Below are 26,626 nucleotides of genomic sequence, written 5' to 3' on the forward strand. Positions count from 1 at the left end.
AAATATATGTACATTACCCCATTAAACACCGATTTGTTGTTCGAAGAAGCCCAAAAGGAATCTTTGTACCTGAAATTAATAGAACAAATCAACAAGGATTTTAATCTGGCCAATGAAGGAATCGATTTTCCAATGAGCATTTCGCCCGAGGAAATGAAAATCCAATTGCACGAGAAAATCTATCGAATGATTCAATATAAATTTGCCGAATATTTGAATCTGCTTTATATCATTGACGTTTCGGAAGACCAAATAAAAAAACTCGATGGTTCCGATTTAGTGGTCCTGGCCGAAGAAGTTGCCTTTTTGATTTTAAAAAGAGAGTGGCAAAAAGTATGGTTCAGGAATAAATATTAAACCCCAAAAAAATAAAGAAGATGAAAATAATGAGATTTACCATTATCGCCTTTTTGGCACTAATCACCGTTTCTTGCAATGAGCTTGATAAATTATTGACCTTTACAATTTCAAACCAAACCACGTTTAAGGTAAACAGCGGGTTTCTTATTAATTCCCCAACAGAAATAGCCACCCCCGATGTTACCACAAATTCCAGCGCGGAATTCAAGAATAACAACACCAGTGTCGATTTAGTGAAAGATGTACAATTAAAAGAATTGAAATTAACGATAACTGACCCAACCAACAAAACATTCAGTTTCCTTAAATCGGCACATTTGTACATTTCTACAACTGCTGATGACGAAGTGGAATTGGGGTATCAAGATAATATTAGTTCTACTTCAAACACAATTTTGCTTACCTGCACTACTCAAAAATTGGACAAATACATCAAGGCTTCCAGTTATAAAATAAGAGCCAGGCTAACTACTAAGGAAACGTTGACACAAGATGTCACGGTAAAAGCGGATATGGGATTCAAGGTAACTGCCAATCCTTTTTAGTTCGAAACATAAATTATTCTTCGATTATTACAATGAGTTTTTTGAAATCGGTTTCTAAATCTATGTACATTAAAAATAAACCCTCACAAAAGGCATAAAGGCATCGCTGTAATAACCATTGTTTTCGTCAAACAAGACATCAAAACGTGCGCCGATTGTTACATTTCCGGTTCGATAACCCGCGCCAACATACAAGGCGGTGTTCCAAAAGGAATCGGAAACCCCATAATATTTATAATCGGTATTGACGTTGATCTCTTCCAATTCGACCGAAAGCTGGATTTGGGGAATAGGATTAATTAAACCAATTAGACTTGCTCCGTAAATTGTAGAGGTGTAATCATTTTTTGCAGAAACATAGCCAAACTGCAAGGCGGTTCCGACTGCAACAATTGAATTGACATTATAAATGGCACTCGGTGAAATAGTGATGTCCGTATAACCCGATGCAAAGCTCAATCCCAATCCGCCGCCAAATTGAACATTGTTCCAGAAATTATTTGGGGGACTTGTTGTGATTGTTTGTTGTTGTGCTGATAAATGGTGGAATGAAAATAAGACTGTCAAAATCAAAAAAGGTCTTAAAATGCTCATGTGATGGTTTTTTTTCATTGTTTATCGGTTTTTTTTAACAATTTTTTACGTAAAAGTACGTAAAAAAAGATTCTATGTGTATTGAATTATTGTACTTTTGCCAAACTATTTTTAACAAATAAGCAGAATTATATACAATTATGGATAGGTTTTCATTTTTAAATGCGGCACATACCGAATTTTTCGCGCAATTATACGATCAATATTTAGAAAATCCAGACAGCGTAGAGCCAAGTTGGAGAAGTTTTTTTCAAGGTTTCGACTTTGGGATGGAAACTTACAATGGAGAAGTTTCGGCAGCTCCAACAACTCCGGCAGCACCAGTAGCCACTGTGCAATCCAGTTCAAGCGAAAGTGCGGCTATTTCTGAAAAACTTTACAAAGAGTTCAACGTGTTCAAGTTGATTACTGCTTACAGAACACGCGGTCATTTGTTTACAAAGACAAATCCTGTTCATAAAAGAAGGACTTATTCGCCAACCTTGGATCTTGAAAATTTTGGACTTTCAAAATCAGATTTACCAACTGTTTTTGATGCTGCAAGAATCATCAAAATAGAGCCTTGTAGTTTAGCCGAGATCTTGGGTCATTTAGACAAGATTTACTGCCAATCTATAGGTGTTGAGTACATGTATATGCGAAATCCAAACGTTATTGAATGGATTCAAACTAAAATTGGGCACAACGACAACCAACCCAGATTTTCGACTGACGAAAAGAAAACCATTTTAAACAAATTAAGCGAAGCCGTTTCATTCGAAAATTTCTTGCATACCAAATATGTGGGTCAAAAACGATTTTCGCTTGAAGGTGGAGAATCCATTATTCCGGCACTTGACGCATTGATCGAAAAAGCGGCAGAAAAAGGGGTGGAACATTTCGTGATGGGAATGGCACACCGTGGACGCTTGAATGTGTTGGCCAATATTTTCGGAAAATCTACCCAGGATATTTTTAGCGAATTTGACGGTAAAGATTACAATGATCAAGAGTATTTTGACGGTGACGTAAAATACCATTTAGGATTAAGTGCCGAAAAGACAACAAGTTCAGGAAAAACCATCAATATCAATTTGGCGCCAAATCCTTCGCATTTGGAGACTGTTGGAGCCGTAATTGAAGGGATAACCAGAGCCAAACAAGACAAATATTTTCCAAACGATTTCTCAAAAGTATTGCCAATTGCCGTTCACGGTGATGCCGCAATTGCTGGTCAAGGACTTTTGTATGAAATCATACAAATGTCGCAATTGGATGGATACAAAACGGGAGGGACAATTCACGTTGTAATCAACAACCAAGTGGGTTTCACGACGAATTATCTTGATGCTCGTTCATCAACTTATTGTACCGATGTTGCCAAAGTAACGCTTTCGCCAGTATTGCACGTAAATGCGGACGATGCCGAAGCCGTGGTTCACGCCATGTCATTTGCTTTGGATTTCAGGATGGAATTTGGTCGCGACGTATTTATCGATTTGTTGGGCTATAGAAAATATGGTCACAACGAAGGTGATGAGCCTCGATTCACGCAACCAATATTATATAAAATCATAGCCAAGCATAAAAATCCTAGAGATATTTATGCCGAAAAATTATTGGCAGAAGGAGTTATTGATGGTGCTTACGTAAAAGCTTTGGAAGCCGAATACAAATCAGGACTGGAAGTAAATCTTGAAGAATCCCGTAAAAAAGAATTGACCATCATTACGCCATTCATGCAAAATGAGTGGAAAGGTTTTGAAAGCGCAGGGATTTCACAAATGCTTACAAAAGTAGATACCACTTATCCAAAAGAAGGACTTACGGCTGTAGCCAATGCCATTTGTAACTTGCCTGAAGACAAAAAATTCATCAGCAAAATTCAAAAACTGATCAACGACAGAAAAACAATGTTTTTCGAAACCAATAAGTTGGATTGGGGTATGGCCGAACATTTGGCATACGGATCGTTGTTAAGAGAAGGTTTTGATGTTCGTCTTTCTGGACAAGATGTGGAGCGTGGAACTTTTTCGCACCGTCATGCCGTTGTAAAAGTGGAAGATTCGGAAGAAGAAGTGGTGTTAATCAATAGCTTGGAAGGCAAAAAAGGAAAATTCAATGCTTTTAATTCCCTGTTGTCAGAATATGGGGTTTTAGGTTTTGATTATGGTTACGCCTTGGCAAATCCTAATGCCTTGACTATTTGGGAAGCACAGTTTGGTGATTTCTCCAACGGTGCCCAAATCATGATTGACCAATATATCTCTTGTGGAGAAGACAAATGGAACAATCAAAACGGAATTGTCTTGTTGTTGCCTCACGGATATGAAGGACAAGGAGCAGAGCATTCCTCAGGAAGAATGGAGCGTTTCTTGCAACTTTGTGCCAGACAAAACATGTATGTTGCCGATTGCACAACACCAGCCAACTTCTTTCACTTGTTGAGAAGACAAATGAAATTGAAATTCCGTAAACCTCTTGTCGTGTTCACGCCAAAAAGTTTGCTTCGTGATCCAAGAGTAGTTTCGAGCATCGAAGAATTAGAAAATGGTTCTTTCCAAGAAACTATTGATGACGATTCAGTAATCAAAAAGGATGTTAAAACCTTGGTTTTCTGTACCGGAAAATTCTATTACGACATCACTGCCGAAAGAGAAATCAACGGTAGAAAAGATGTGGCAGTTGTGAGAATCGAACAATTGTTCCCGTTGCCGGTAGATCAATTAAAAGAAATCATAGCAAAATATCCAAATGTAGACGATTATGTTTGGGCACAAGAAGAGCCTAAAAACATGGGAGCTTACGGGTACATGTTGATGAATTTCGATTTTATAAAATGGAGATTAGCTTCATTGAGAGTGTCTTCGGCCTCAGCATCTGGAAGTTATACAAGATCGAAAAACCGTCATGCAAAAGCCATTAAAATGGTTTTCGACAAAGATTACATTAGATAAAAGACAGCAATTCCGATAAATTAAAATTCAAGATTCATAATTTAAAATAAATAAGATGATTTTAGAAATGAAAGTCCCATCACCAGGGGAATCCATAAAAGAAGTTGAAATCGCAACTTGGTTAGTGAAAGATGGCGATTATGTAGAAAAAGATCAAGCTATTGCCGAGGTTGATTCTGATAAAGCCACATTGGAATTACCGGCAGAAGCCAGCGGAATAATTACTTTAAAAGCAGAAGAAGGCGATACTGTTGCTGTTGGTGCAATTGTGTGCCATATAGATACTGATGCGGCAAAACCATCGGGAGCAGCTCCAGTTGCTGAAGCGAAACCAGTTGTTGAAGCACCAAAAGCGGAAGTTAAGGCAGCTCCAGTAGCGGCTCCAGCTCCAGCAACATCTTATGCTTCGGGAACACCGTCTCCAGCAGCCAAAAAAATATTGGAAGAAAAAAATATAGCTCCAACTTCAGTAACAGGAACTGGAAAAGCAGGAAGAATCACTAAAGAGGATGCAGTAAATGCAGTTCCTTCAATGGGAACTCCAACAGGAGGAAGCCGTGGTACAGAACGCACCAAATTATCAATGTTGCGTCGTAAAGTTGCCGAAAGATTGGTTGCAGCCAAAAACGAAACAGCGATGTTGACTACTTTCAACGAAGTAAACATGACGCCAATCAATACTTTGCGTAACGAATACAAAGACGCTTTCAAGGCCAAGCACGGTGGAATTGGGTTGGGATACATGTCGTTTTTTACAAAAGCAGTAACTAGAGCATTGCAATTGTATCCAGACGTAAACTCAATGATGGATGGCGACCACAAAATTGCTTTTGATTTTGCCGATATTTCAATTGCAGTTTCTGGACCAAAAGGACTTATGGTTCCCGTGGTTCGCAATGCAGAAAACTTGACTTTCCGTGGAGTGGAAGCTGAAATCAAAAGATTGGCAATAAAAGCGCGTGACGGACAAATCACCGTTGACGACATGACCGGTGGAACATTTACTATCACGAATGGTGGTGTTTTTGGAAGTATGTTGTCTACGCCAATTATCAATCCTCCTCAATCTGGAATCCTTGGAATGCACAACATTATCGAGCGTCCAATTGCCGTAAACGGTAAAGTGGAAATTCACCCAATGATGTACGTGGCACTTTCTTATGACCACAGAATTATCGACGGTCGTGAGTCTGTTGGTTTCTTGGTTGCCGTGAAAGAAGCATTGGAAAACCCGGTAGAATTGCTTTGTGACAACAATCCGAAAAAAGCTTTCGAATTGTAGTTTTAAATAATTTTCAAAACTAAAAAATCCCAAATTCCATATTACAGGAGTTTGGGATTTTTAATTTTAATTTGCGTTGTATTGTACAAAATCAAAAAGAGCATAATTGTCTGAATAAGGAATATGGTCTCCGATAAAAGACAAATTTTCCATACTGCAGAAGATGTTGAATTTGAATTTGGTGCCGTAATTCAATTGGGTGGCGCCCAGAACTTCATTGTTGATTGTCCAACTTGCATAATAATTTCGATTTACAAGCGTCAACTGTATCGACAAGTTATACCATTGTCCTCGTTTAATGGTTTTTCGATAGGATTGAACCGGATTCGCTTGGGAGGTCATGTAAACAATGAGTTCGTCGGAAAGTGCGTTTAATGAGGCTCTTTCTGATTGTTTTCCGTAGCCAATCTCGAAATCCAATTCGTGAGTGTCGTTATTGTATAAAAAAGCACCAATGCTGGCTTGGTCGCCCACTCCCATTTCGGGCACAAAAACTTTCCAGGTATAAGTTCCCGTGGTATAAGAAGCAACGGATTTTATCTTGGTTCTATCGTTGGTGTTGGCATGAGTAGAAATATTTAAATTTCCATTGTCAATAAAGTAATTTGGATCTCCAACCTGGGTCGCATCCATCCATTCATTCAAATTGTCGAAATTCCAAGTTTTTAAAGTACTTGGACTTGTAGTTTTCTGGGAACTTGTTTTTGAATTTGTTGACACAGGAGCCATGCTTTCGTCATTTGTAGAAATTGGTACTTGGCTTTCGTCGATAATATCCTCGCTTGTACAGGAAAATAAAATCAGTGCCAGCGTTACACATAATATTTTGGCGGTGGTTTTCATTGGTATAGATGGTAAATGGTTAGTTTTCTATTGTAAATACAAACAATGATTGTAATAATCAATAATTCCTTTTCCTTTCAATAAAATGTCGGCACCTATTATTCCGTGAACGGGTTTTGCTTTGTGCTGAATCAAGGCTTCATTGACGTGTGACAAGTCAAAAATCACGAGGTCAAAACCCTTGTGTTTCCAATTGCCCAGTTGCAGTTTGTTGCCAACGGCAGTTTGGGTAAGCATTCCATTTGCTCCCGCACCCGAAGCTTGTGTTTTAGACTTTTTGGCGTCCAATTGGAACAATTCGATGCTTTCAAAACCCACGCAACTGGAACTGGCACCCGTGTCGAGAATAAAATTGCCCTTCACGCCATTGATGCTCGCTTTTATGAGCAAATGTTGCGTCTTGGAAACCTTGAATTTTATTTTTTTATAGTTTTCTTTTTTAAGAATATAAGGAAGGTAGTTCATAATGACAAAAATGAGATTCAAATATAATCTAAAAATGGAGGATTATAACAATCTACCATCCCAAAATAGTAACTTTGCGCCTATAATAAACAACGATGACAATTACCGATACGCACACCCATTTATATTCCAACGAATTTGACGAAGACCGCAACGAAATGATACAACGCGCCATTGATGCCGGTGTTTCACGATTTTTTATTCCCGCCATTGATTCTGCACATACACAATCGATGTATGATTTGGAAAAAGCCTATCCGGAAAACATTTTTTTGATGATGGGCTTGCATCCCACGCACGTCAAAGACAATTATCTCGAAGAATTGCAACATGTTGAAGAAGAATTGGCCAAGAGAAAATTCTATGCCGTGGGCGAAATTGGCATCGATTTGTATTGGGATAAAACGCATTTGCCCCAACAACAAGAGGCTTTCAGGAAACAAATCCAATTGGCGAAACAATACAAATTACCCATCGTTATTCATTGTAGAGAAGCTTTTGACGAAATTTTTGCAATATTGGAAGAAGAAAAATCGCCTGATTTGTTCGGGATTTTTCACTGTTTTTCCGGGACTTTCGAACAAGCATTACAGGCCATTTCGTATAACATGAAACTCGGGATTGGTGGAGTCGTGACGTTCAAGAATGGAAAAATTGACCAGTTTTTGAGCCAAATCGATTTGAAACACTTGGTTTTGGAAACAGATTCTCCTTATTTGGCTCCCGTTCCTTTTCGGGGAAAACGCAATGAAAGTAGTTATTTGGTAAATGTAGTTCGCAAATTGTCAGAAATTTATAAAGTGTCGCAAGAGGAAATAGCAAATGTTACAACTGAAAATTCTAAAGTCATATTTGGGATTTAATGCAGAATTCGTCTATTTTTGTTAAAAATTTTGTTCATTTGTTCTTTTAAAAAATATGCTATATGTCAAAATTTGACGCTATTCGTCCATTTTATGATACCGAAGTAAACGATGCCATTCTAAAAGTGATCGATCATCCCATGATGAAGGCATTGATGAATTTTACTTTTCCAGACGTTGCAGACGAAATTTGGAAAGACCAACTTCGAAGAACACACTCCACGAGGGATTTTCAATGTAATTTCATATATAAATCACTCCAAAAAGTACTCGAAAAAACATCCGATGGATTGACCACTTCGGGTTTTGAAAAGTTGGAATTAAATACTGCCTACATGTTTATTTCGAATCATCGAGATATTCTTTTGGATACTTCCTTGCTCAACGCTTGTTTGTTCGAACATAAATTGGTGATGACCGCCTCTGCCATTGGAGACAATTTGGTCAAAAAATCATTCTTGAAAGTGTTGGCTCGATTAAATCGAAATTTTCTGGTTCAAAGAGGATTGTCGCCTAGGGAAATGCTGCAAAGTTCCAAATTATTATCGGAATACATCAGCAAGTTGTTGCAACACGAAAATCGTTCGGTATGGATTGCCCAACGTGAGGGAAGAACCAAAGATGGAAATGATGCCACCAATCCAGGCGTTTTGAAAATGCTTGCCATGGGTTCTGACGAAGAAAATTTGATGGATTATTTCACCAAAATAAAAATAGTTCCGGTCTCGATTTCATACGAATACGATCCTACCGATGCCTTGAAAATGCCCCAGCTTTTGGCGGAAGCCAAACAAGAAATTTACATCAAGGAAAAAAACGAGGATTTCATCAATTTGATGAGTGGTATTATGGGACAAAAACGTAGAATCCACATTCATGTTGGCGATGTTCTTGTTCACGAATTAGATGCCATCAAAGCCGAACACGAAAATTCCAACAAACAAGTTCAAGCATTGGCACAAATTATAGACGATTCTATTTTGAGCAGCTATAAATTGTGGCCGACCAATTATATTGCCTACGATATTTTGAATCAAACCGAAGCACATTCACATTTGTACACTGAAAACGAAAAGTCGCTTTTTGAGCGTCGATTGGAAATGAGAATTGATCACGGTAATCCATTGGCGCTACAAAGTTTCTTGGCCATGTATGCCAATCCCGTTGTCAACAAGTTGAAATACGAAAATGCAGTCTAAAGCCAAAATACTTCTGATATATACCGGTGGAACCATCGGTATGAAGAAGGATTTTGAAACAGGAGCACTCAAGGCTTTCAATTTTAGCAAATTGCTTCAAAAAATCCCGGAATTAAAACAATTGGATTGCGAAATTGACACGGTTTCTTTCGAAAACCCAATCGATTCCTCCAACATGAATCCCGAAAAATGGTCTAAAATTGCCCAAATCATTGAGGATAATTATTCCGTATTTGATGGATTTGTCGTGCTTCATGGCTCCGATACAATGTCCTATACCGCATCGGCATTGAGTTTTATGCTCGAAAACTTGTCGAAACCCGTAATTTTTACGGGATCGCAATTGCCTATTGGTGATTTGAGAACCGATGCCAAGGAAAACCTGATAACCGCCATTCAAATTGCTTCTTTGCAACAAGATGGAAAACCTGTAATCAGCGAAGTTTGCCTTTATTTTGAATACAAATTGTATCGAGGCAACCGAACAACAAAAATGAATTCTGAAAATTTCAACGCTTTTATTTCTCCCAATTATCCCAATTTAATTGAATCTGGAGTGCATTTGAAAACGTATCCCGAATTGTTTTTGTCCAATTCAAGAGTCGAAAAATTGAAGATTCACAAGAACTTGGACAATCACGTGGCTATTGTAAAAATGTTTCCAGGAATAAGCGAAACGGTTTTGGCGGCGATTTTTGCCATTCCACAACTTAAAGGAATAGTCTTGGAAACCTATGGAACAGGTAATGCACCAACCGAGGACTGGTTTTTGTCCTTGCTAAAAAAAGCCATTGCCGGTGGATTGCATATTGTCAACGTTACCCAATGTTCTGCGGGAAGCGTCAGAATGGGGCAATATGAAACCAGCACTTCGATGAAAGAAATAGGAGTTATTTCTGGAAAAGACATTACTACCGAAGCGGCGATTACCAAATTAATGTACTTATTGGGGCAAAATGTGTCGCCAACAATTTTCAAAACAATATTCGAAACATCATTAAGAGGAGAAATTTCATAAAAATCGAATTTTAATTTTCTTTAGTCAATTTTTTTCTTGTTCTTTGCACCCTCAAACAAATAGAGAGGTGTCCGAGTGGTTGAAGGAGCTAGCCTGGAAAGCTAGTATATGGGTAACTATATCGAGGGTTCGAATCCCTTTCTCTCTGCAAAAGTGTTTATAAAGAAAGTCAAAACCCCTAAAAACGTATGTTTTTAGGGGTTTTTCTCTTTTAAGCAACGATCAAAGGATTCATTAATAGAATCTGGTGCTTTTTATGAATTTGATTAATCGCTTCATTGTTGCATCATCCAAATTCGATAAATTTTGTTCAGAAATTATTGCTAATCACTTAATCAATTTAGTTCTATAGCGTTTTTATAATTTGGCTTCACTTATCGGTACAAATATTAGTAAACAAGGGATTAACTTTAGAGGTTGAATATTTTTACCGAAAATTGCTTTTCTATATATTTACATTACTTTTATAAAAAAAATCAATTTTTGTTCTCAAAATAACCAATAGTCAATTAGAATGACACCTAATTTCAAGAATAAATAATTTCAGCTATTTTTGTTGTGATTTAAACAATAAACTATTTAACAAAAACCAATGCTAAGAAAACTTAGTTACATAATTCTTATTAGTTTTTTTCTTTTATTATGTTCCTGTAATTCAAGCACCAAGGAAAAACCCACTATTTCAATTGGGTTTTCACAAAGTATCTCTGAGGATGATAGCTGGAGAAAATCTATGGATAACACAATGAAGGTAGAGGCTTCGCTTCATCCAGAAATCGACTTAACTATTTCGATTGCAAATGTCAATACAAAAAAACAGATTGAAGATATTGAAAAAATGATTAAAAACCAAGTGGATGTTTTGATAGTAGCTCCATTAGGTTCAGATTCCCTAGTACCAGTAATCGAAAAAGCATATAGAAGGGGAATTCCGGTAATTATTGTCGACAGAAAAGTTAATACATCGAATTATACGGCATTTTTAGGAGCAGACAATGTTGAAGTTGGACATATTGCCGGAAAATATATTGTTTCTATGTCTAAAGCTCGTGCCAATATTCTTGAAATTAAGGCAACCACAGATATTTCACCTGGTGTGGAGCGAAGTTTGGGATTTAAACAAATTATTGATCAATATCCAAACATTAAAAAGACAAGCATAACTGCCTTGGATTTGGCATCCATAAACAATGATTTTATTAAGGCTCTGGATAGTATGCCGAAAATAGATTATGTTTTTGCTTTTAATGATATTATTGCACTTCAAGCTTGGGAAGCAGCAAAACGAAAAGGGAGAGAAAAAAGCATAAAATTTATAGGAATAGACGGATTGAATGATCCAAATGGAGGAATTCAGGCTGTTAAAGATGGTAAGTTGACTGCTACCATATTATATCCGACGGGAGGTAGCGAAGCGATAAAGCTGGCAATTAAATTGGCAAACAAGGAAATGGTGGCCAAGAATAATGTCCTCAACACCATTTTGATTGACTCCTTGAATGCCGACATAATGAGCAATCAATTTGATAAAGTGTCGCAACAGCAATCTAATATTGAAACGCAACAGAATGTAATCAAGGAACAAGAAAAGAAATACCTGACATTATATAATTTAATAAAATTGTTGACCTTTCTTTTAGTGGTAATTTTCTGTTTAGGTCTTTTTAGTATTTATTCCGTATTTTCAATAAAAAAGAAAACAAAGTTATTAGAGGAAACAAATTCAAAAATCATTCAACAAAGAAATGAAATTGAAAAATTTGTGGAGAAACTTGAAGAAAGTAATGAATCCAAAATCAATTTTTTTACGGGAATATCACACGAATTTAAAACTCCTTTAACCCTAATATTAAGTTCGGTTGAATCTTTGCACGATGAATTTAAAAACAAAAGTCATTCGGTCAAAAAAGATTTAGACATTATGTACAACAATTCGTTGAGATTACTTCGGTTAATCAATCAATTGTTGGATTTTAGAAAGGTCGAGGATAAAAAATTTACCCTGAAACTATCCAAAAACAATCTTTGGAAATTCTCGACTAATATGTTCAAGGAATTTAAAAGAGAGGCAAAAAAAAGAAAAATAAATTATACCATTGAAACGGACAATGAAGAGTTGGATGTCTATTTTGATGCCAATTTGATGGACAAGGTTTATTACAACCTGTTGTCCAATTGTTTTAAATTCACTCCGGATGGAGGTAGAATTGAAATCAAAATTAGTCAGGATAAAAATAAAGGATTGGTCAAAATTAGTTTTAAGGATTCGGGAATTGGAATACCGGAAAAAGAAATCAATCAAATTTTCAGTCCCTTTTTTCAAGGTTCAAACAACTATAGAAATGGTTCGGGTATTGGGTTGAATTTATCCAAGAATTTTGTTGATTTACACGAAGGAAACATCGAAGTAAGTTCTGTCAATGGTGCCGAATTTTCAGTTTATTTAAAGTTGGGAGATGACCATGTCGACAAATCAAAAATTATGAATGTAAGTGATTATATTTCAGACACTGAAAATGAATACGAGTATTTGGAAACTGAATTAACACCTAGTACAGAATCCCTGATTACGGAAAACAAACATTCTATTTTAATTATCGAGGATAATGTTGATTTACTTGATTTTATTGCCACAAAATTAAAAGAAGATTATTCGGTTACTAGATGCAATGGAACCAAAGCCATAGAAATGGCAATGGAATTAATGCCCGATATTGTTGTTTGTGATTTGAATTTACCGGAAAAGAATGGTTTTGAAATTTGCGAAGCTTTAAAAACCAACATGATCACCTCACATATCCCGGTTATCATTTTAACGGCAATGGATGACAATACTACTTATATAAAGTCATTGGAAGTTGGAGCAGATTTGTTTTTGACAAAACCTTTTAATCTAAAAGTTTTGAAGCAATCCATAAAAGGATTATTGTTCAACAGGGAAAAATTGCGCTATTATTATACCAACAATATAGATAAAATTGAAACTGATGGACTAAGCTTAATTGAAAGAGAATTTTTGAACAAGATTAATTTGATTTTGGAAAAACACCTTGATGATTCCTCTTTTTCTGTTGAAGAACTTGCCGGTAAATTAAGTATTTCAAGGGTTCAACTCTATAGAAAAGTAAAAGCGGTTTTGGGTATAGGTGTTGGTGACTATATTAATAATTTTAGACTGGAGAAAGCAAAAGAGTTATTGATGACCACTTCAATGAACATTTCAGAGATTGCCTATTCTTGTGGATTTACTTCGCCTAATTATTTCTCTACTACTTTCAAAACCAAGTACGGAATACCACCAAAAGACTTTAGAAACAATTAATTGTACTAAAACGATGTAACATTTTTATAGATATTGTAATTCTTGGTGGTTTTTATTATTGATTTCATAGAATTATTTTTTCTTAACCAATTGTTTTTATTGGGATTACGTCTTATTTTAAATTTTTTATGGCTTGTGTAACAATACTTAAATAGTCCTTGGGTGCATTCAAGTAATTTTATAAAAAATTATATAAAATGAAAAAGTTTGCCACAATTATCCTGTCTGGACTTCTACTTATTGGATGTAAATCCCAGAATGATCCAAGCCCAACTCCAAGCCCAATTCCACCCCCAAATGTGGCTACAGAACTTTTTTCATTTAACTTTAATGAAACTTCTGGGCAAACATTGTCAGAAACCAAAACGAATGCCAGTTTTAACATCAATGGGCCTTCTGGATCCGCTGAGCGTATTGGCGGTGTTGAGGGTAATGCACTCCGAGTTAATGGATTTTATGGATGGGCTACCGGAAATGCAAGCGCAGCTTATCCAACTTCTAAAGTGTGTGTCTCTGGTTGGGTTGCACCAGCAGCTTTTCCTGTGCAAAGAAAAGATTTGGACCCAATTACCGAAAATACAAACGCCGCTATTTTTTCAAATGTAAACACCTCCACTAGTGCTGGAATTGCCTTGGGAATCAATCATCACGGAAGAGTTATTGGTCAATTTAAAGTGGGAACAAATGTGATTCAAATTTTATCTGATCAAGAAGTAGCGCTTAAAAAGTGGAGTCATATTGCCTTAAACATAAATGCTTCAAGCGGAACGGCTTCCTTATATTTAAATGGGGTTCAAATTAAAAGCACCACGTTTGATATAGGGACACTTTTATGGGATAACAACGCCACCATTTACATCGGAAAAGAATCAAAATCTAAAACGATTGCAGGATTTGACACGAATGGTTTAACTGGAGCAATAGATCAAGTAGCGCTTTGGAATAAAGACTTGACAGCTGCCGAGATATTAACCCAGTACAATAAATTTACACCATCAGATCCAGATCTTAAAATTCCGACTGCGGTTCGATTTGCCAATGATATTCATCGGCCAAAATACCATTTAATGCCCTCAGCGAGTTGGACCAATGAAGCGCACGGATTGCTGTATATTGACAATAAATATCATATTTTTAGTCAAAGAAATTTGAACGGACCTTATTTGGAACATATCAATTGGGGACATTATGTGAGCAGTGATTTAGTAAGCTGGGAAGAAAAAGCACAAGTTTTATGGCCTCAACCCGGATTTGACGAAGTGGGGATTTGGTCAGGACACGCCGTAATAAGCAATGGTCAGCCTTATATTTTTTACACAGGTGTAAATAAAGCCAGAGCCGCAATAGGACTTGCCACTTCAACAGCTCCCTACGATATTTGGACAAAAAACGCTAATGCCATAATACCAAATGCACCAACAACTTCGGCCAATGCTGATTTTAGGGATCCTTTTGTATTCCAACACAATTCCGATTGGTATATGATGATTGGTTCAGGTTTAAGAAGTGGAACCTCAAGAGGAGCCTTGTATTTGTATAAATCTACTTCATCCGATTTTAAAAATTGGTCACCTCAAGGAACTATGTTGGAGGGAAATCCACCTGTGGATGGAACTGGAGATTTTTGGGAAATGCCTATTTATTATAATTTTGGCGCAAAATCAATTGTGCTGATCAACAAACTTCCCAATGCAAATGCATTGTATTGGACCGGGAATTTTAATGGATCGCAATTCGTTAGGGATAATCCCGTTCCGGAGCGATTGGATGTAATCAATCAATTATTGTCGCCGTCTATTCATCCTGACAAAAATGGAAATTTAACGGCAATAGGAATTATACCAGACGGTGTCACTTCTGCAAAGCACAAAGAGCAAGGCTGGGCGCACACCTTTAGTTTACCTAGAGTTTGGACACTTGTCAATGGTAAAATAAAACAAGTTCCACACCCAAATGTATTGAGTCTTAGAGGAACTTCCAAAAATTTTACCAATGTAGTTTTTGACCAAAACAGTTCCAATTCATTAAATAATTCAACAGGATCTCAATATGAAATCGTGGCTACGATTAATCCAGGAACCGCAACAAAAGTTGGTTTTTCTCTAAACAAAAATACCGCAACTAATGAACAAACATTAATTTACTATGATTATGCCACAAGCAGTTTTGTTGTGGATAGAAGCAAATCTTCAATTCTATCGGGAGTTCCACTGTCCAATCAATCCACCAATTATGTATTGCCGGCAGGAAACATCAATTGGAGGATTTTTGTCGATGCGTCGGTAATTGAAGTTTTTGTCAATGATGAATTAGCTTTTGCAACGCGATCTTTTCCTTCAGCCGGAAATAATTTAATTGATTTATATGCCCAAGGTGGCTCGGCAACAGCAACCGATTTGAAAATATACAATATTCAAGGGGGTGGAACTGCATCTGTATCAAAGCGAACTGAAAAAAAAACTGAAATAATTCATCCTGTTGTTTTTCCAAATCCATCCAGTGAAAATTTCAACATTAAATTTAATTCCATAACTGAGGCGACTCCTGTTTATGCCTATATTTTTGACATAACAGGATTTCCCGTGAAAAAAATGGAAACAGTCCTGGATGCCAATAATCCAATAATTCATTGGGACGGCATTATGAATAATGGAAATAAAGCCATCAGGGGCGTCTATATCATAAAAGGGCTATTGAAAAATGAATTATTTGATGCTAAAATAATCGTGGAATAACAAGGAATTAAAATTAGTATTTTATATATATGATAAACTAAAACTTTAGACAAAATTCAAAAATAAGCCGGCTCATAACTGAGTCGGTTTTTTTGTGCCTTTTTTTGATGTTTCATAAAGTAGCATAAGAAGTGTAAGTCAAATTTATGCTTTAATACATAATAAAGTATGTCATCAAATACTAATACCATTAGGCTTTAAAATTTACTGTGATAAATTAATCTAGCTCTATGCGTCGGTTCGAGTGTTTTATTAAAAAATGTGACAGCTTTTTTTAATAAAATGTATCGAGAACCTTAATATTGAAAGCTTCTCGATACAATTTTGAATAGTAAAGCTGTCGCATTACTATTCAAAATCACTCGAAGGGACGAAAAGAGACAGAACGTTTTTGTTCCAGTAAAATCTAAGATAAAATGGAATAAATCATTTATTGAATTGGTTTTTCATTCTCAAATTAGAAAATCATTAAGGTAACAATCCCATAATTTGTGTTTTTATCTAAGGTCACTATTGATATAAGTGCAAATAATTTCGAATAAAAAAACACTATACACAATTTTAAGCTTCTTAAATTATTTAAAACTCCTTTTTAAATTTAAGTGTTGTTTCTAAACCGTAATTTTATGTAACAATACTATACTCTCCGTGCTTATTTGCTTAAACACAATATATTAAGTTGTTGATTATCAATACATTATTCTGTATGTTACAAATTCGAAGTAAATGGATACATAACGAAAACGTTATCATACGGTTTAATAATAATTTTGGGTATAATTAAAAACAAAATATGATGAACAATAAAATTTTAAGATGGTCACTCATTGCTTCTTTCGCTGGATTTCTTTTTGGCTTCGATACAGTAGTGATCTCTGGAGCAGACAAAACCTTGCAGTTGTTATGGAATTCAAGTGATGTTTTCCACGGTTCCGTGGTAATGGCAATGGCACTTTGGGGTACAGTTATAGGAGCAATTTTTGGTGGTTTTCCAACAAATAAATTAGGCCGAAAAAAGACCTTGTTGATTATAGGTATTTTATTTTCTATTTCGGCTGCTGGTTCTGCCCTATCCAATGATCCGTATGTATTTGCTTTTTTCAGGTTTTTGGGAGGTTTGGGAATTGGAGCTTCAACAATTGCGGCACCAGCTTATATATCTGAAATTGCACCTGCCAAGGATAGAGGCCGTTTGGTGGGATTGTATCAATTTAATATTGTGTTGGGAATTCTAATTGCATTTTTATCCAACTATCTTTTGAGTGATGTAGGGACAAATGCCTGGAGATGGATGCTGGGTGTTCAAGTTTTTCCTTCTGTAATTTATACGTTAATGGCATTTAGTATTCCCGAAAGCCCAAGATGGTTGTATTCAATGCTTAGAATTGAAGAAGCCAAACTTATTTTTGACAAAATTGGCTCTAAAGAAGATGTCCAAAGTATTATGGATGATCTTGGCAATAACAGTAATGGTACTCCTTTGGATGAAAATGTTTTTATGAAAAAATACCGTTTTCAACTCATATTGGTTTTCTTGATTGCCGCTTTTAATCAATTATCAGGAATTAATGCCTTTTTATATTACGCTCCCAGAATATTTGGTGAAGCAGGACTAGGTGCAAAAACAGCCTTGTTGAGCAGTATTGGTATCGGTTTTATCAATTTAGTTTTTACATTGATTGGAGTATATCTTATTGACAGATTGGGAAGACGTAAATTAATGATTTTCGGTTCCATTGGTTATATATTCTCGCTTTCAATGGTGGCAGCTTCTTTTTACTTAAACTGGACTGGACTGGCAGTACCCGGGTTTTTATTCCTCTTTATTGCCTCTCACGCCATTGGACAAGGTGCTGTTATTTGGGTATTCATTTCTGAAATATTCCCCAACCATTTAAGGGCTTCTGGACAGTCCTTTGGCAGTTCTGTGCATTGGGTTTTGGCAGCTATTATCCCTTCGATGGTACCCATCCTTTTTACAAGTTTTGGCGTTGGAAACGTGTTTGCCTTTTTTGCCTTTATGATGGTTTTCCAATTGTTGTTCGTCATTTTTATGATGCCGGAAACCAAAGGGATTTCATTGGAAGATGTTAGTAAAGGATTAATTAATAAATAAGAATTATGATGAATGCAGTAAAATTTGGAATTCTTAAAAAAACAGTTGTAATCTTAATACTGCTTACAATGAGTGGTTGTGGTTCCACTAAAACAACTAATGAGAAACTGTTAACCAACGAAGAATTGTATAGACCCAATTTTCATTTCACCCCTAAAAGTGGATGGATGAATGACCCTAATGGGATGTTTTTCTACAAAGGTTTGTATCATTTGGGTTTTCAGTATTATCCAAATGACAATGTTTGGGGACCCATGCATTGGGGCCATGCGACAAGTAAAGACATGATTACTTGGAAGGAAGAAAAAATTGCTCTTTACCCGGATGAGATGGGGTATATATTTTCAGGAAGTTCAGTGGTTGACGTGAATAATACCTCTGGATTTGGGAGTTTGAAAAATCCGCCAATTGTGGCAATGTTTACGTATCACGATGCCGTAAAAGCAAAAACGGGAGCTATAGATTTTCAATCGCAAGCCATAGCTTATTCTTTGGACGAAGGAATGACTTGGACAAAATACAAGAATAATCCAGTAATCAAGAATCCAAATCTCAAAGATTTCAGGGATCCGAAAATGACTTGGGATTCCATTCATAACCAATGGATAATGGTTTTGGCCGCCGATGTGGAAACACAAATATATCGTTCTTCCAATTTGATTGATTGGGAATTGGCTTCCGGTTTTGGCAAGAATCTTGGCGTTCATGGTGCCCCTTGGGAATGCCCGGATTTTTTCCCTATCAAGGTCGAAGATTCAAACGAAATGAAATGGGTGCTTTTGCAAAGTATTAATCCCGGAGGTCCAAATGGAGGATCGGCCACGCAATATTTTGTCGGTGATTTCGATGGAAAAACATTTTCAATTGGAGATACATTTACCCAAGACTTAAACAAATATGGAGCTTTGTGGGTTGATCATGGAAGGGATAATTATGCAGGAGTCACTTGGTCTAATGTACCAGATGCCGATGGTCGAAAATTGTTTATAGGATGGATGTCCAATTGGCAATATGCCGATAAAGTTCCAACAAAGAATTGGAAGGGAAGCACTACCATCCCTAGAGAATTGAAGCTGATAAATGTGGATGGTCATTATCGAATTGTTTCTCAACCGGTAAAGGAATTGGATAAATACATTTCAAAAACCATAAAAAAGGAGCTTCTTTCCATTGATAAAACAACCGTAATTGTTGACAAATCAACTGCAGATATAGCCAGATTGGACATTCGTTTTACGATGAATGGTTTAAAGGAGGACAAGTATGATTTCATCCTTTCCAATGCAGCAAACAATGCCGTCCATTTTGGAATCAATAAAAAAGAGAAGTTTTTTTATATAGACAGGAAAAATGCAAGTCAAACCACTTTCTCGGACGTATTTGCCAATAAAATTTCAACGGCACCCATTACATCCGATTTTATTTCCATGGAAGTGAGAATCTTGATCGACAAAACCTCGATAGAAGTGTTTTATGACAACGGAAAAACGGTGATGACTGAAATATACTTTTCAGACAAACCAATGGAGTCTTTTTCAATAGCGAAATCAAACTCCAATTTTGAACTTAAAAATGTAATCATAAACCAACTAAACAATTAAAAATAGATGTGAAAAACCAAATTAAAAAATGAATGCAAATTTATAAACTAACAACTAAACTATAAACGTATGAAAATTAAGTATTTTAAAAACAAGAAAAACATATTGACAATGTGTTTGTTTTTCTTGGTGTTTATTGCTTCAGGGCAACAAAGACAAATTAACGGTTCTGTCTTGGCAGACGATGGTCAGCCCTTGCCAGGAGCCAATATTATAGTGGAAAATTCAAATAACGGAACCACTACAGACTTGGATGGTAAATTTAAACTTTCTGTTGATGAAGGGGCAACTTTGCTAGTTTCCTACATTGGTTATGTTGATGCGAAAATAAAGGTAACTTCAAAACTTACTTATGGCATCAAATTGCAATCCAGTTCAAATACGCTTTCCGAAGTGATTGTTATTGGATACTCCAAAGAAAAGAAATCAGATATAGCAGGCGCTATTTCAGTTGTTAAAATGGCTGATATTGCCCAGGAAACTAGCCCCAATATTTTAAGCAACTTACAAGGTAGAGTAGCCGGTTTGCAAATCAATTCTGGAGGTACGCCCGGGGGAAATGATACCCAAATATTAATTAGGGGATTAACAACGGTAACCAGTGGATCGGCTCCGCTATGGGTAATCGACGGGGTTCAAACTACAAGTTCCTCTTCGTTGAATCCTGAAGAAATCGAATCCATTCAAGTTTTGAAAGACGGAGCTTCAGCAGCAATTTATGGAACTTCCGCAGCTAATGGGGTAATTGTTGTTACCACAAAAAAAGGTAAAAATGGAGTTTCTGAATTTACTTTCAAATCCGAAACAACCGTGAATATGCTAAGAGATAAAATTAGCTTGCTTAATTCACAACAATGGGCGGATGTGGAATATCAAGCCCAGCTTGGAGCTGGAATTGCGACACCTACCCATCCTGTTTTAATTAATAATGGTTCTGGTTTTACAATACCTCAATATTTAGATCCGAATGGTTTGCAAACCGCAGCCAATACGAATTGGGTAAATGAAATTACAAACAATACATTTTCCAGCAACACCGATTTTGGGTACAGAAAAGGAACAGAAAACCTCAGTTTATATACCCAATTGAGCTATTCGGAAGACAATGGTATCCAGAGATATACGAGCTACGACAGATTTAATGCAAGAATAAATGCGTCTTATAAACTTTTTAAAGACAGACTAACCATTGGCGAAAATTTCTTGTACTCTAAATTCAATGAGGTAAAAGCAAATGAATTTGAAAACGCCATTCTTCAAAATCCAATGCTTCCCGTATATTCTAATTTGGGAGATTACGCCACCATAATAACCGGTGGTATGCAAGACAAGCCAAACTCCGTGGCCAATTTATGGAGCAATAGAAAAAATGAACAAAAGTATCAACGATTTTTGGGTAATGCCTATTTAGACTTTAAAATTATTGAAGGCTTGGTATTCAACACGACTTTAAATTTTGATAAAGGTACCTATAGATTTAACACGGCAACTCAGGCTTTTTCTGCAAATGGTGTAATTCCATCTGTATTTAACAACATTACAACCGATGATGTGGACAATGATTATTTGGCCACCATTTTTACCAATACTTTAAAATATGACAAAACTTTTGGAAAACATAGATTGTCATTATTGGGAGGTATAGAAAATGCCGCAAGAGAAGAAAACTTTCACAACAACCAAATCAATGGAGTTGATATTACTGACCCGTCAGGTTACGTGATTAATGCCAATGCGCAATACAAAACATTAGTGGGAAAAGTGGAAACGTTCAAGATTTCACAATTTGGGTCCGTTAAATATGTTTTTGACGAGCGATACATCCTTTCGGGAACCGTTAGAAGAGACGGATCCTCCCGTTTCGGTGAAAACAACAAATACGGTATTTTTCCATCTGCATCCTTGGCTTGGAATGCAAAAAACGAGAAATTTTTAACAAACAACAAGTACGTTTCCAATTTCAAATTAAGAGCTTCTTGGGGTGTAAATGGAAATGACCAAATTGCAGATTACGCTTACTTATCCAGTTTTGTAGATAATACTGTTGGCAATGTGGTCGAGTTTTCAGATTACAACATAGATGGAACAGGTATAGGAACAGCGAGTGGAGTTTTGCAATCTCGCCAGGCAAATCCTGATCTTAAATGGGAGTCAACGGAACAATACAATGTAGGGTTTGATCTAGGTTTTTTTAACGAAAGACTTTCACTGCAAACCGATTTCTACATCAAAACCACCAATGACCTAATCTTGAGACCTATTGCCCTATCCATAAATGGGGAAAGTCAACCACCATTGATTAACGCTGGTTCAGTTAGCAATAAAGGTTTTGAAGCGGTGTTGAGTTACAAAAGTAATCCTGCAAAGGATTTTAAATATGGCGTTGATTTGAATTTCTCAACCTATGAAAACAACGTGGAAAGTTTAGATACTGATTCCAATTTTTTACTTAATGGGGTTTCAATAACCAGAAAAGGGTCGCCAATTGCTTCTTTTTATGGATTAATTGCTGATGGTCTTTTTAGAACTCCCGAAGAAGTTGCCGTTCACGCCAATCAACCCGGAAAAGCATTGGGAAGAATTAGATACAGAGACGTGAATCTTGATGGAAAAATAGACCAGTTTGACAGAACAATCATTGGTAATCCACATCCCGATTTCATTTATGGAATAAACTTGAACTCTTCCTATAAAGGATTTGATTTAACCCTGTTTTTTGATGGAAAACAAGGAAATGATTTGTATAATGCGCAACGTGCCATTGGTGATTTCGATTATTTTAGTTTTAATCATGGTACAAATACCCTTGATGCCTGGACACCGAGTAAGGCTAATTCTAATATTCCGGCATTATCTACCCTAAATAGCAACAATGAACTGCAACCATCAAGTTACTATGTTGAAGACGGTTCCTATATAAGACTGAAAACCATAACTGTAGGTTATAATTTTGACAATGCCCTTTCTGAAAAACTTGGAATGAATAAATTAAGATTGTATGTGGTAGGGCAAAATTTGTTTACGCTAACTTCTTTTACAGGTTTTGATTATGAGGTATCCGGTTTAAGTGCTGGAGGAATTGGTGTGGCAGGTTATGGAATTCCCCACTCAAAATCAATCACTTTTGGAATTAATGCAAATTTTTAAAATTTTAATTATGAAAACAAAATTTAAAATAATATTTACTTTAATGATAAGCATGCAACTGCTTTCTTGTGTAAATGACGGCGATTTGGATGTAAAGGAAAATTATGTTTTATCAGCAGACAATATTGACCCTGAGCAATTGGTAATAGCGGCCTATAGCGCACTTGATTATCGTTACAATACAGGTGATTTTAGAGACTTATGGCCTTTTGATCATGCGCCATCCAATTGGGCAACCAGTGACATACGTTGTGGAGATGCCTACAAAGGTGGTGGTGGAACTGGTGATAATCCTGGAGGAGGAATGCATCAACTGGAAACGCACGATTTATTCCCTTCAAGTGAAAACGCCTACAATGTTTGGAGAGCGATCTATTTCGGAATCAAAAGGGTGGATTCGGCTTTAAGGACTATTAATACAATTGATGAAGCCAAATTTCCCAACAAGAAAGAAAGAATTGGAGAATTGAAAGTTATAAGAGCCCATTTTTATTTTGAAGCCATTAAAAATTTTGGATCCATAGTTTGGTATGATGAAAACACTCCGGCAGCAGAAATCAACAAGATACCGAATTCTTTTGATTTTAACTTCATGTGGTCTAAAGTCGAAGGTGATTTAAACGATGCAATTGCTCTTTTGCCTGATACGCAAACAGAGCTGGGTAGAGTAAGCAAAGAGGTAGCTTATGCTTATTTATGTAAAGCGCAGGTCTTTCAAAAAAAATGGCCCGAGGCGATTGTAAGTGCAAACTATGTTATTAATTCTGGAAAATATGGATTGGTAACCGATATCGAAAAACTATACTCAATCCCGGGTTACGGAAATCGTGAAAATATATTTGCAGTTCAATATTCCATCAACGACGGCTCCCAATATGGAAATCTAAATTTCGGGAATTTGTTAAATGCACCTGATAGTCCAGGTGATGATACCAAAAATCCTTATTTAAATGGAGATGATTTTGACAAAGCTTCTCAAAACTTGGTAAACGCTTTTAAAGTTGGCGCAGATGGTCTTCCGCTATTTGACAGTTATAATAATGCCAATGTTACCCCTACAGACTTAGTGGATCCAAGATTGGATCACGAAATTGGAAGAACAGGAATTACTTGGAAAGATTGGGCAGCAAGACCACAACAACCGGACTGGAATAGAGATCCTGCAACTTATGGTTCTTTCTTGGTTAAGAAAAATGTAATTTCTCCAAATTCAAACGGTTTGGCTTCAAATCCAACAGGATTCCCGTGGGCACTGGGCAATTTAGACTTTCCAATTATCAAATACAGTGATTTATTGTTGTGGAAAGCTGAAGCATTGATTGAATCTGGAACAAATGTTTCTGCAGGTGTTGCCTTGATTAATGAAATTAGAAACAGGGCTAAAAATTCACCTTATGTGAAAGATTTCAACAACCCCTCTCAAAATGCAGCCAATTATTTAATCAATCCATATCCTTTGAGTTTGTCGCAGGATGCCGCAAGAAAAGCACTTAGAATGGAACGCAGATTAGAGTTGGCAAATGAAGGACACGGCTTTTATGATCTGGTAAGATGGGGCATTGCTGAATCCTATGTCAATAACTACATCCAGGTTGAAAAAACACGTCGTACCTATTTACAAAGTGCTTCATTACAATCCCACGAGCAATATTTACCAATCCCACAAATTGAAATTGATGCAAGTTCAGGCGTGTATAAACAAAGAATTGGATACTAATTAAAAAACTAACCAAATATTAAAAAATATGAAAACAATCCAAAACCAACGATCTATTTATAAATTGGCATTAGCCTTTATGATGCTCATTTTTGCTGTAATCTCTTGTTCAAAAGACGATAATTTTTCGGATAATGTTCCCGATTATACAGAGTCTATCATTCAATCTTTTAAAGTAGGCACCAAGTATGCAGACATAAATCATACTATCGGAACTATTACCATGACATTGCCTTCGGGAACTGATTTAAAAAATGTCAAGCCTGAAATAAGACTTCCAGAATCAGCCTCGGTAACTCCAGCCTCAGGATCGACTATAGATTTTAGTAATGGTCCAGTAACTTTTGAAGTAGTTTCCACAAATGGAGCACATAGAACCTACACTGCTAGTATTGGAGCTTATGGTGATCCCAAAATATTATCCTTTTCTATTGCTGGAAAAGCAGGTGTTATTAATGAAACTAACAATACTATTGCAGTTGAGATAGGAAGTCAAGATGGTAATTTAAATAATCTTGCTCCCTCATTTGTAATTGCTGGTGGAACCACTGTAGATGTTGCTTCTGGAGTTGCCAGAAATTTTACTGCTCCAGTAGTATATACTGTTTTATCAAACAATGGATACACCGCTAAACAGTATACAGTAACGGTTACACAAATACAAGCCCCTAGAATCGACTCATTTGTAATTAATGGAACTGTTGGTATTATTGATAATGCGGTAAATTCAATTGTGGTTATTTTGCCGTCGGGGACTAACCTATCCAGTTTAGCGCCGGTAATTACAATGCCTGCAGATCAAACGGTAACGCCTGCTTCTGGCCTTGCACAAAACTTTAGTACCGGTAAAGTAACCTATACCGTTAAAAACAAAGAAAACCTAACAAAAGTATATGACGTAACTGTTTCGTCCATAGCTCCTACAAAATATGCTTTTTTAGGATTGGAAAATGATGTTAATTCTTTAGTTGACGATGATGCAAAAGCTGCAGCAACTTGGATGCAAACTACCTACGGTGCAAATTTTAAATACATCAAAATTGCAGATATTTCAGCACAAAATATAGGAGATGTCAAGGTTGCCATGTTGTATTACCTTACTCCTTCAGAAAATCAAAATTTTTCAGCATCACCAACAGATGTTTCAACAATGTTGCCTGCGGCATTAAGAGCCGGTGCTTCCCAAGCCAATGTTCTTAAATCTTGGGTAAAAGGTGGTGGTGATATGCTAATTGCTGGTGACCCAAGTCCATTCGTCTTTTCTTTAGGCAGGGTTCCTGCAAATTTTGGAGCAGCAAGAGCCCCTGGAAATTATGTGTTTTCCGAATTTGGTTGTGCCGGTGTGTCAGGATGTTATGATACAGGCAAGGATCCGAGTGATGTTTGGGGATTGGGAATGAGAGATGCAAACAATTCTGGAAACAGACGTACTCATGCAATTTTTAATGGTTTGACTTTTGACGGAGGAGCTGGAAATGAATACTTGCCATTGCAAAATAGCGCCAACAGGGAAGTTAGATTAATTTGGTGGCAACACTTTGATAATATTCTTAACCCAAGCTGTTGTGGTTCGGATGCAGCAGTCAAATTTGAAAAAACCTTGACAGCCGTTAAATTCGGAACGCTAAGACATATTGGAGATGCTTTTGGATATGGTGCTGTTGAATTCAAAAGAACTGACTTGACAAATGATGCCTCGTTTGACTCTCAAATACCTAAAGATTTCAAAGGACACATATTCACCATTTCAAATACTATCGTGGGTTACGAGTGGAATTCTAACGGCACCGTAAATGCTTATCAAAATAATATAAAAGTTTTCACGAAAAATATTATTGATTACTTATACAGCATTAACAACGATTAATTAATTTCAAAAATTG

At 36.5% G+C, this 26,626-nt stretch carries 17 protein-coding genes and 1 tRNA gene; 15 read left to right on the forward strand and 3 right to left on the reverse strand.

What is annotated here, in order from left to right:
• Window positions 1-6: 6 nt before the first annotated feature.
• Together BUC16_RS03820 and BUC16_RS03825 are read left to right on the forward strand one after the other, a co-directional pair.
• Window positions 7-357, forward strand: coding sequence for a hypothetical protein (locus BUC16_RS03820; RefSeq protein WP_073368058.1), 351 nt, complete (start codon window positions 7-9; stop codon window positions 355-357).
• A 20-nt stretch (window positions 358-377) separates the two neighbouring features.
• Complete coding sequence (locus BUC16_RS03825; protein WP_073368059.1) at window positions 378-905, forward strand: hypothetical protein; 528 nt, start codon at window positions 378-380, stop codon at window positions 903-905.
• A gap of 69 nt (window positions 906-974) precedes the next feature.
• Here BUC16_RS03825 and BUC16_RS03830 read toward each other — a convergent pair whose 3' ends face one another.
• On the reverse strand, window positions 975-1,517 hold the full coding sequence (locus BUC16_RS03830) for a hypothetical protein (protein WP_073368061.1): 543 nt from the start codon (window positions 1,515-1,517) through the stop codon (window positions 975-977).
• Between the two features lie 122 nt (window positions 1,518-1,639).
• Between BUC16_RS03830 and BUC16_RS03835 the strand changes: the two genes are divergently transcribed.
• Both BUC16_RS03835 and odhB read left to right on the forward strand, forming a co-directional pair.
• Window positions 1,640-4,435, forward strand: coding sequence for a 2-oxoglutarate dehydrogenase E1 component (locus BUC16_RS03835; RefSeq protein WP_073368062.1), 2,796 nt, complete (start codon window positions 1,640-1,642; stop codon window positions 4,433-4,435).
• A 55-nt stretch (window positions 4,436-4,490) separates the two neighbouring features.
• Window positions 4,491-5,717, forward strand: coding sequence for a 2-oxoglutarate dehydrogenase complex dihydrolipoyllysine-residue succinyltransferase (gene odhB / locus BUC16_RS03840; protein ID WP_073368064.1), 1,227 nt, complete (start codon window positions 4,491-4,493; stop codon window positions 5,715-5,717).
• Window positions 5,718-5,783: 66 nt separating this feature from the next.
• On the opposite strand, the gene BUC16_RS03845 is transcribed toward odhB, so the two are convergent.
• On the reverse strand, window positions 5,784-6,560 hold the full coding sequence (locus BUC16_RS03845) for a hypothetical protein (RefSeq protein WP_244534332.1): 777 nt from the start codon (window positions 6,558-6,560) through the stop codon (window positions 5,784-5,786).
• Between the two features lie 27 nt (window positions 6,561-6,587).
• Window positions 6,588-7,025, reverse strand: coding sequence for a retropepsin-like aspartic protease (locus BUC16_RS03850; protein WP_073368065.1), 438 nt, complete (start codon window positions 7,023-7,025; stop codon window positions 6,588-6,590).
• Between the two features lie 95 nt (window positions 7,026-7,120).
• On the opposite strand from BUC16_RS03850, the gene BUC16_RS03855 reads away from it, so the two are divergent.
• The 11 genes from BUC16_RS03855 (at window position 7,121) to BUC16_RS03905 (ending at window position 26,610) form a co-directional block, all read left to right on the forward strand.
• Window positions 7,121-7,888, forward strand: a complete 768-nt coding sequence (locus BUC16_RS03855; protein WP_073368067.1) for a TatD family hydrolase — start codon at window positions 7,121-7,123, stop codon at window positions 7,886-7,888.
• Window positions 7,889-7,950: 62 nt separating this feature from the next.
• Window positions 7,951-9,087: a 1-acyl-sn-glycerol-3-phosphate acyltransferase gene (locus tag BUC16_RS03860; protein ID WP_073368069.1), complete on the forward strand. Its 1,137-nt coding sequence runs from the start codon at window positions 7,951-7,953 to the stop codon at window positions 9,085-9,087.
• Complete coding sequence (locus BUC16_RS03865; protein ID WP_073368070.1) at window positions 9,077-10,105, forward strand: asparaginase; 1,029 nt, start codon at window positions 9,077-9,079, stop codon at window positions 10,103-10,105. The genes BUC16_RS03860 and BUC16_RS03865 overlap by 11 nt, the downstream gene beginning before the upstream one ends.
• A 61-nt stretch (window positions 10,106-10,166) precedes the next feature.
• Window positions 10,167-10,253 (forward strand) — tRNA-Ser (locus BUC16_RS03870).
• Window positions 10,254-10,697: 444 nt separating this feature from the next.
• Entirely contained in the window at window positions 10,698-13,427 is a 2,730-nt protein-coding gene (locus BUC16_RS03875; protein ID WP_073368072.1) for a substrate-binding domain-containing protein, read from the forward strand.
• A 197-nt stretch (window positions 13,428-13,624) separates the two neighbouring features.
• A complete protein-coding gene (locus BUC16_RS03880) occupies window positions 13,625-16,162 on the forward strand; it encodes a GH32 C-terminal domain-containing protein (RefSeq protein ID WP_073368074.1) in 2,538 nt (845 codons plus the stop codon).
• Between the two features lie 796 nt (window positions 16,163-16,958).
• The gene (locus BUC16_RS03885) at window positions 16,959-18,278 is read left to right on the forward strand and encodes a sugar porter family MFS transporter (protein WP_073368706.1); all 1,320 of its coding nucleotides are present in this window, start codon (window positions 16,959-16,961) and stop codon (window positions 18,276-18,278) included.
• 5 nt (window positions 18,279-18,283) lie between these two features.
• Window positions 18,284-19,879 carry a glycoside hydrolase family 32 protein gene (locus BUC16_RS03890; protein WP_073368075.1) on the forward strand — a complete coding sequence of 532 codons (1,596 nt, stop codon included), beginning with the start codon at window positions 18,284-18,286 and terminating at the stop codon, window positions 19,877-19,879.
• Between the two features lie 69 nt (window positions 19,880-19,948).
• The gene (locus BUC16_RS03895; protein WP_073368077.1) at window positions 19,949-23,026 is read left to right on the forward strand and encodes a SusC/RagA family TonB-linked outer membrane protein; all 3,078 of its coding nucleotides are present in this window, start codon (window positions 19,949-19,951) and stop codon (window positions 23,024-23,026) included.
• Window positions 23,027-23,036: 10 nt separating this feature from the next.
• Window positions 23,037-24,743, forward strand: a complete 1,707-nt coding sequence (locus tag BUC16_RS03900; RefSeq protein WP_170860847.1) for a RagB/SusD family nutrient uptake outer membrane protein — start codon at window positions 23,037-23,039, stop codon at window positions 24,741-24,743.
• Window positions 24,744-24,771: 28 nt separating this feature from the next.
• Complete coding sequence (locus BUC16_RS03905) at window positions 24,772-26,610, forward strand: SGBP N-terminal domain-containing protein (protein WP_073368079.1); 1,839 nt, start codon at window positions 24,772-24,774, stop codon at window positions 26,608-26,610.
• The last annotated feature ends 16 nt before the right edge of the window (window positions 26,611-26,626 follow it).

The organism is Flavobacterium fluvii (assembly GCF_900129545.1).
GTDB lineage: Bacteria > Bacteroidota > Bacteroidia > Flavobacteriales > Flavobacteriaceae > Flavobacterium > Flavobacterium fluvii.

What these genes read in the sequence shown, in the direction of transcription:
- BUC16_RS03820 (WP_073368058.1), top strand. Translation starts at nt 7, where the DNA reads ATGTACATTACCCCATTAAACACCGATTTGTTGTTCGAAGAAGCCCAA.
- BUC16_RS03825 (WP_073368059.1), top strand. Translation starts at nt 378, where the DNA reads ATGAAAATAATGAGATTTACCATTATCGCCTTTTTGGCACTAATCACC.
- BUC16_RS03830 (WP_073368061.1), bottom strand. Translation starts at nt 1,517, where the DNA reads ATGAAAAAAAACCATCACATGAGCATTTTAAGACCTTTTTTGATTTTG.
- BUC16_RS03835 (WP_073368062.1), top strand. Translation starts at nt 1,640, where the DNA reads ATGGATAGGTTTTCATTTTTAAATGCGGCACATACCGAATTTTTCGCG.
- odhB (WP_073368064.1), top strand. Translation starts at nt 4,491, where the DNA reads ATGATTTTAGAAATGAAAGTCCCATCACCAGGGGAATCCATAAAAGAA.
- BUC16_RS03845 (WP_244534332.1), bottom strand. Translation starts at nt 6,560, where the DNA reads ATGAAAACCACCGCCAAAATATTATGTGTAACGCTGGCACTGATTTTA.
- BUC16_RS03850 (WP_073368065.1), bottom strand. Translation starts at nt 7,025, where the DNA reads ATGAACTACCTTCCTTATATTCTTAAAAAAGAAAACTATAAAAAAATA.
- BUC16_RS03855 (WP_073368067.1), top strand. Translation starts at nt 7,121, where the DNA reads ATGACAATTACCGATACGCACACCCATTTATATTCCAACGAATTTGAC.
- BUC16_RS03860 (WP_073368069.1), top strand. Translation starts at nt 7,951, where the DNA reads ATGTCAAAATTTGACGCTATTCGTCCATTTTATGATACCGAAGTAAAC.
- BUC16_RS03865 (WP_073368070.1), top strand. Translation starts at nt 9,077, where the DNA reads ATGCAGTCTAAAGCCAAAATACTTCTGATATATACCGGTGGAACCATC.
- BUC16_RS03875 (WP_073368072.1), top strand. Translation starts at nt 10,698, where the DNA reads ATGCTAAGAAAACTTAGTTACATAATTCTTATTAGTTTTTTTCTTTTA.
- BUC16_RS03880 (WP_073368074.1), top strand. Translation starts at nt 13,625, where the DNA reads ATGAAAAAGTTTGCCACAATTATCCTGTCTGGACTTCTACTTATTGGA.
- BUC16_RS03885 (WP_073368706.1), top strand. Translation starts at nt 16,959, where the DNA reads ATGAACAATAAAATTTTAAGATGGTCACTCATTGCTTCTTTCGCTGGA.
- BUC16_RS03890 (WP_073368075.1), top strand. Translation starts at nt 18,284, where the DNA reads ATGATGAATGCAGTAAAATTTGGAATTCTTAAAAAAACAGTTGTAATC.
- BUC16_RS03895 (WP_073368077.1), top strand. Translation starts at nt 19,949, where the DNA reads ATGAAAATTAAGTATTTTAAAAACAAGAAAAACATATTGACAATGTGT.
- BUC16_RS03900 (WP_170860847.1), top strand. Translation starts at nt 23,037, where the DNA reads ATGAAAACAAAATTTAAAATAATATTTACTTTAATGATAAGCATGCAA.
- BUC16_RS03905 (WP_073368079.1), top strand. Translation starts at nt 24,772, where the DNA reads ATGAAAACAATCCAAAACCAACGATCTATTTATAAATTGGCATTAGCC.